Source organism: Negativicoccus succinicivorans (assembly GCF_018373335.1).
Classification (GTDB): domain Bacteria; phylum Bacillota; class Negativicutes; order Veillonellales; family Negativicoccaceae; genus Negativicoccus; species Negativicoccus succinicivorans_A.
Map to the genome: position 1 here is coordinate 1 of NZ_JAHAHH010000085.1, position 4,785 is coordinate 4,785.

The 4,785-nt window shown below is 47.5% G+C and carries 8 protein-coding genes; all 8 read right to left on the minus strand.

All coding sequences use genetic code 11. The features are described 5' to 3' along the window. On the minus strand, positions 1 to 674 hold a 674-nt coding region (locus KH813_RS05990; protein WP_303994447.1), incomplete at its 3' end, for a phosphatidate cytidylyltransferase. Between the two features lie 2 nt (positions 675 to 676). Then, positions 677 to 1,429 carry an isoprenyl transferase gene (locus KH813_RS05995; protein WP_303994448.1) on the minus strand — a complete coding sequence of 251 codons (753 nt, stop codon included), beginning with the start codon at positions 1,427 to 1,429 and terminating at the stop codon, positions 677 to 679. Beyond that, complete coding sequence (locus tag KH813_RS06000) at positions 1,380 to 1,643, minus strand: hypothetical protein (RefSeq protein WP_303994449.1); 264 nt, start codon at positions 1,641 to 1,643, stop codon at positions 1,380 to 1,382. Before KH813_RS06000 ends, KH813_RS05995 begins: the two co-directional genes overlap by 50 nt. Beyond that, a complete protein-coding gene (gene frr / locus KH813_RS06005; RefSeq protein WP_303994450.1) occupies positions 1,640 to 2,197 on the minus strand; it encodes a ribosome recycling factor in 558 nt (185 codons plus the stop codon). Before frr ends, KH813_RS06000 begins: the two co-directional genes overlap by 4 nt. After that, positions 2,190 to 2,921 carry a UMP kinase gene (gene pyrH / locus KH813_RS06010; RefSeq protein ID WP_303988504.1) on the minus strand — a complete coding sequence of 244 codons (732 nt, stop codon included), beginning with the start codon at positions 2,919 to 2,921 and terminating at the stop codon, positions 2,190 to 2,192. The genes frr and pyrH overlap by 8 nt, the downstream gene beginning before the upstream one ends. A gap of 52 nt (positions 2,922 to 2,973) precedes the next feature. After that, positions 2,974 to 3,621, minus strand: coding sequence for a translation elongation factor Ts (tsf, locus tag KH813_RS06015; protein ID WP_075938666.1), 648 nt, complete (start codon positions 3,619 to 3,621; stop codon positions 2,974 to 2,976). A gap of 33 nt (positions 3,622 to 3,654) precedes the next feature. Further along, positions 3,655 to 4,401, minus strand: a complete 747-nt coding sequence (gene rpsB / locus KH813_RS06020) for a 30S ribosomal protein S2 (RefSeq protein ID WP_303994451.1) — start codon at positions 4,399 to 4,401, stop codon at positions 3,655 to 3,657. A 144-nt stretch (positions 4,402 to 4,545) separates the two neighbouring features. Continuing rightward, on the minus strand, positions 4,546 to 4,785 hold a 240-nt coding region (locus KH813_RS06025; protein ID WP_303994452.1), incomplete at its 5' end, for a helix-hairpin-helix domain-containing protein.

Consider the following 4,785-nt stretch of genomic DNA (forward strand, 5'->3'; position numbering starts at 1 on the left):
GATTCAAAAAGATCTCCTGCCGGCGCGACCATCGCTACCGCCATAGCTAAACCGAGTGCAAGAGAAAGCGGTACTTGACCGGCGTACGCATATATGAGCAATCCCACTATTGTAAAAAGGGCTCCGCCGATAAAACCTTCAAGCGTTTTATGCGGGCTGATTTGCGGAACCACCGCTTTGGTTCCAAATCGTTTGCCGGCAAAATAAGCACCCGTGTCGCTCATCCACGTTCCCAAAAGCGCAAACCAGACCCAAAAAGTGCCGGAGCCGAATGCCGCTCCATGCAAAAACGACGCGCTACGCAACAAAAGCAAGGTGCTGAAGCCGACACCGATGTACAACACGCCGCCAATAGTGAAAAACAGCGATAAAAAGTCCGGCGCACGTCGTAAACAAAATGCTACGAGGAACAGACATGGCAAAATCGCCGGCAAAAGAATCAATAAAAAGATACCGCCGACAGTCTCTGCACCGATAATCATCAACGTCATGACAATAGTCATCACGATAGCCGATGTATAAATTTGCCGTTGTTGCAAAATATGTTTATATTCCAATAATGCTAAAAAAGCTAAGCCCCATACCGGCAGCGCCAACCAAATCCCGCCCAAATAGATAAACAGGAGAAAAGCGGCGACACCGATAAGTGCTGTAATAACGCGTGTTCGTAACATATTTACTCCTCTCCCTGCAAGCCTCCAAACCGTCGTTCACGGCCTGCAAAGGAGGCGATCGCCAGCGCTAAATCTTGCGGTGAAAAATCCGGCCACAGAGTATCGCTAAAATAAAGTTCCGCATACGAAATCTGCCATAAAAGAAAATTACTGATACGCTGATCGCCGCCGGTACGAATTAATAAATCCACATCCGTCATCGCAGGCGGATACAAGTAGCGCTGAAATTGTTCCTCCGTCAATGTCGATGTTTTCTTTTGCGCAAAGTCATCCGCATATCGGCGTGCCGCCTGCAAAATTTCTTCACGGCCCCCGTAATTGAGTGCGATATTTAAAACTAAACCTGTATTTTTTTCCGTTGCCGTTTCAAAACTTTCTATTTTCGCAATTAAGTCGGCGCTTAATCGTTCTCTGTCGCCGATGACATGCGCTTGTACATTGTGCTCATTTAACTCATCAATATAATGTTCTAAATACCAGCTGAACAGGCGCATCAGCAAAGCGACCTCCGTAGTAGAACGCCGCCAATTCTCCGTAGAAAAAGCATATAAAGTAAGTGTTTTTATCCCCTGATCCGAAGCTGCACGGACAATCGTTTTAACATTTTGAGCGCCTGCTTTGTGCCCCATTCGCCGAAGTTGTCCACGCATTTTCGCCCAGCGTCCGTTGCCATCCAAAATAATGGCTACGTGAGCCGGCAATGAATTAGGCTTTGACGACATATTGTTCCCCATATTGCTTGCTAATGTATGCATTTACCTCATCACTATAAACTTGTTTGGCACAAGTGACGATCGACTGATTATCTATACATACTCGTACGACGTATTGATGTTGCGGAGCAACGATATAATGACGGCTGTCTTTTTTCGTTTCTGAAAATGAATAAAGCAGACCTCTTTCGTGCAGCGCATCTGCCACTTCACCAAGAGGTCTGCCCAGCCACTGCGTAGAAATAGCAGTACTCAAACTTCGAGCACTTCCTTTTCCTTCGCTTCTACCAGTCGATCGATTTCTTTCATCTTTTTATCGGTCAATTTCTGCACATCGTCAGTGGCCACTTTTACCTGGTCTTCCGATACGCCGTCTTTCTTTTCTTCGCGTTTCAATTGCTCGTTACCGTCACGACGCACGTTGCGAACTGCAATCCGTGCTTCTTCCGTGCGCTTATGCACCAATTTAACTAACTCTTTACGACGTTCTTCGGTCAATTGCGGAATGTTCAGGCGAATTTGCGAGCCGTCGTTATTAGGTACCAAACCCAAGTCCGACATTTGGATCGCTTTTTCAATAGCTCCGAGCATGCTTTTATCCCACGGCTGAATCAACAGCATTCGCGGTTCCGGAATGGAAACTGACGAAACTTGAGTAACCGGAGTCGGAACACCATAATAGTCCACCATAATGTTTTCCAAAAGACTTGTATTGGCGCGACCGGTACGAATCGTACCAAATTCAAACTGCAAGTTTTCAATCGCTTTATCCATACGCATTTCCAAGTCCAGCATGATTTCATCAAACATTTTCGTCGCCTCCAATATACGTACCAATCCGTTCCCCCATGCTTGCTTTTAAAATGTTGCCCGGAGTGTCAATATTAAATACAATAATCGGAATATGATTATTCATGCACAGAGTAATCGCCGTGTTGTCCATCACACCCAATTGTCGACGCATGACTTCAAAATATGTCAGCGAGTCAAACATTTTTGCGTCAGGGTTGGTTTGCGGATCCGCATCATATACGCCATCCGTACCGCGTTTTGCCATCATAATAGCGTCCGCTTCAATTTCCGCCGCACGTAAAGCGGCGGTTGTATCGGTAGAGAAAAAGGGATTGCCCGTGCCGCCGGCAAAAATGACAATTCTGCCTTTTTCCAAGTGCCGAATCGCCCGTCGACGAATGTACGGCTCCGCTACCTGACGCATCTCAATCGCCGTCTGCACACGTGTGGACGCACCGATCTGTTCCAACGCTTCCTGCAGTGCCAGGCCGTTGATCACGGTTGCAAGCATACCCATATAGTCCGCTGATGCACGATCCATGCCCTGGGCGCTGCCGGAAATACCGCGCCAAATGTTTCCGCCGCCGCAGACCACTGCAACTTCGACGCCGCTGTCCGCAACCGCAGCAATTTCCTTGGAAATCGATTCGGTGACAATCGGATCAATGCCGTGACCCGCTTCGCCCGCAAGGGCTTCTCCGCTTACCTTTAATACAATTCGACGATACTTCCTTGCTTCCATAACAAACCTCCGCATCTGCACCTAGAAAATAAGAGAACACATGTGTGTTCTCTTATTGATTCATCGTGGCCATTACTTCGGATGCGAAGTCATCTTGCCGTTTTTCAATTCCTTCGCCGAGCTGATAACGTGTGAATCGACGAACACTGATATTTTCACCGATTTTCGCGATCATTTCGGTGATCATTTGCTGTACCGATTTGTCCGTATCTTTAACGAATTCTTGTTCCAATAAAACGTTTTCGCGATAGAACTTTTCCAGTCGACCTTCGGTCATTTTATCAACGATCGCTTCCGGTTTTCCTTCGTTCAGAGCTTGCTGACGAAGTACTTCTCGTTCATGATCAATCGCTTCCTGAGGAACGTCTTCTCGCGTGAGATAGCGCGGATTCGTCGCCGCAATCTGCATTGCGACATCTTTAACGAGTTGCTGGAAATCTTCCGAACGAGCTACGAAGTCCGTTTCGCAGTTGACTTCCACCAAAACTCCGATACGACCATTTCCGTGAATGTAGGATGCTACCAAACCTTCCGCCGTTACGCGGTCCGCTTTTTTTGCGGCCTTGGAAAGACCTTTCTCACGAAGATAGTCCACCGCTTTTTCGAGATCGCCGTCCGTTTCCACCAAGGCGCGCTTACAATCCATCATACCCACGCCTGTTTTCTCGCGTAATTCTTTTACCAAGCTTGCTGTAATCATTCAGGCAGTCCCTCCTTATATGCTTGTCGTAATTTATTCCGCTGTTTCTTCTGTAGCTTCTTCAGCACTTTCTTCCGCTTCCGCTACTTCATCCTGCTCGCCTTGACGGCCTTCCAAAACGGCATCCGCCATTTTTCCGACCAACAATTTTACGGCGCGAATCGCATCATCATTCGCCGGGATCGGAAAATCAATTTCATCCGGATCGCAGTTGGTATCAACTGTAGCAATAATCGGAATATTAAGCTTCCGTGCTTCCGCTACCGCGATCTGCTCTTTCTTCGGATCAATAACTACGAGCGCTCCCGGCAATCCTTTCATATCTTTAATACCGTTGAGATATTTTTCGAGTTTACTCATTTCGCGACGCAAACCGATGACCTCTTTTTTCGGCAAGAGATCGAAGCGACCGTCTTCTTCCATTGCCTTCAGTTCCTGCAAACGTTTGATGCGCAATTGGATCGTTTTGAAGTTGGTCAGCATGCCGCCCAGCCAGCGTTCTTTTACGTAGAACTGGTTGCAGCGTTCCGCTTCTTCCTGAATAGTATTCTGGGCCTGTTTTTTCGTCCCGACGAACAATACCGACTTACCCGATGCCGCCAAGTCACGAAGGAAATCATACGCTTCGTCTACTTTTTTAACGGTCTGCTGCAGATTGATAATGTAAATGCCGTTGCGTTCCGTGAAAATGAAACGTGCCATTTTCGGGTTCCAACGACGAGTTTGGTGTCCAAAATGAACACCGGCTTCCAACAATTGTTTCATAGATACTACTGACATTTTACTACCTCCTGTTTTTTACCTCCGCCGCTTCCTCTCCGACAGGGCCCGGGTCATCCGGACACAGCTGTCTGAATCCATCGGCGTGCGTATTTTGACCTGTACAAGTATATCACAGCTTACGGTAAGCCCGCAAGTGTGGGATTAACCAAATAAATTTAATTGTTCTTCATCGGGCATTCCTTCCAAGGCTCCCATTTCCGTTAGTGTTTCAACAATCGTCTGGCTGACCTTACCGCGTTTGCGTAAATCCTCTTTTGAAGTAAAGGGGCCGTTTTCACGTGCCGCCACAATTTCTTCCGCCACAGTTTCGCCAAGTCCCGGTACACAGGAAAGCGGCGGCAACAACATCCCATCTTCCACCACAAAATCGCGCACGTGGGA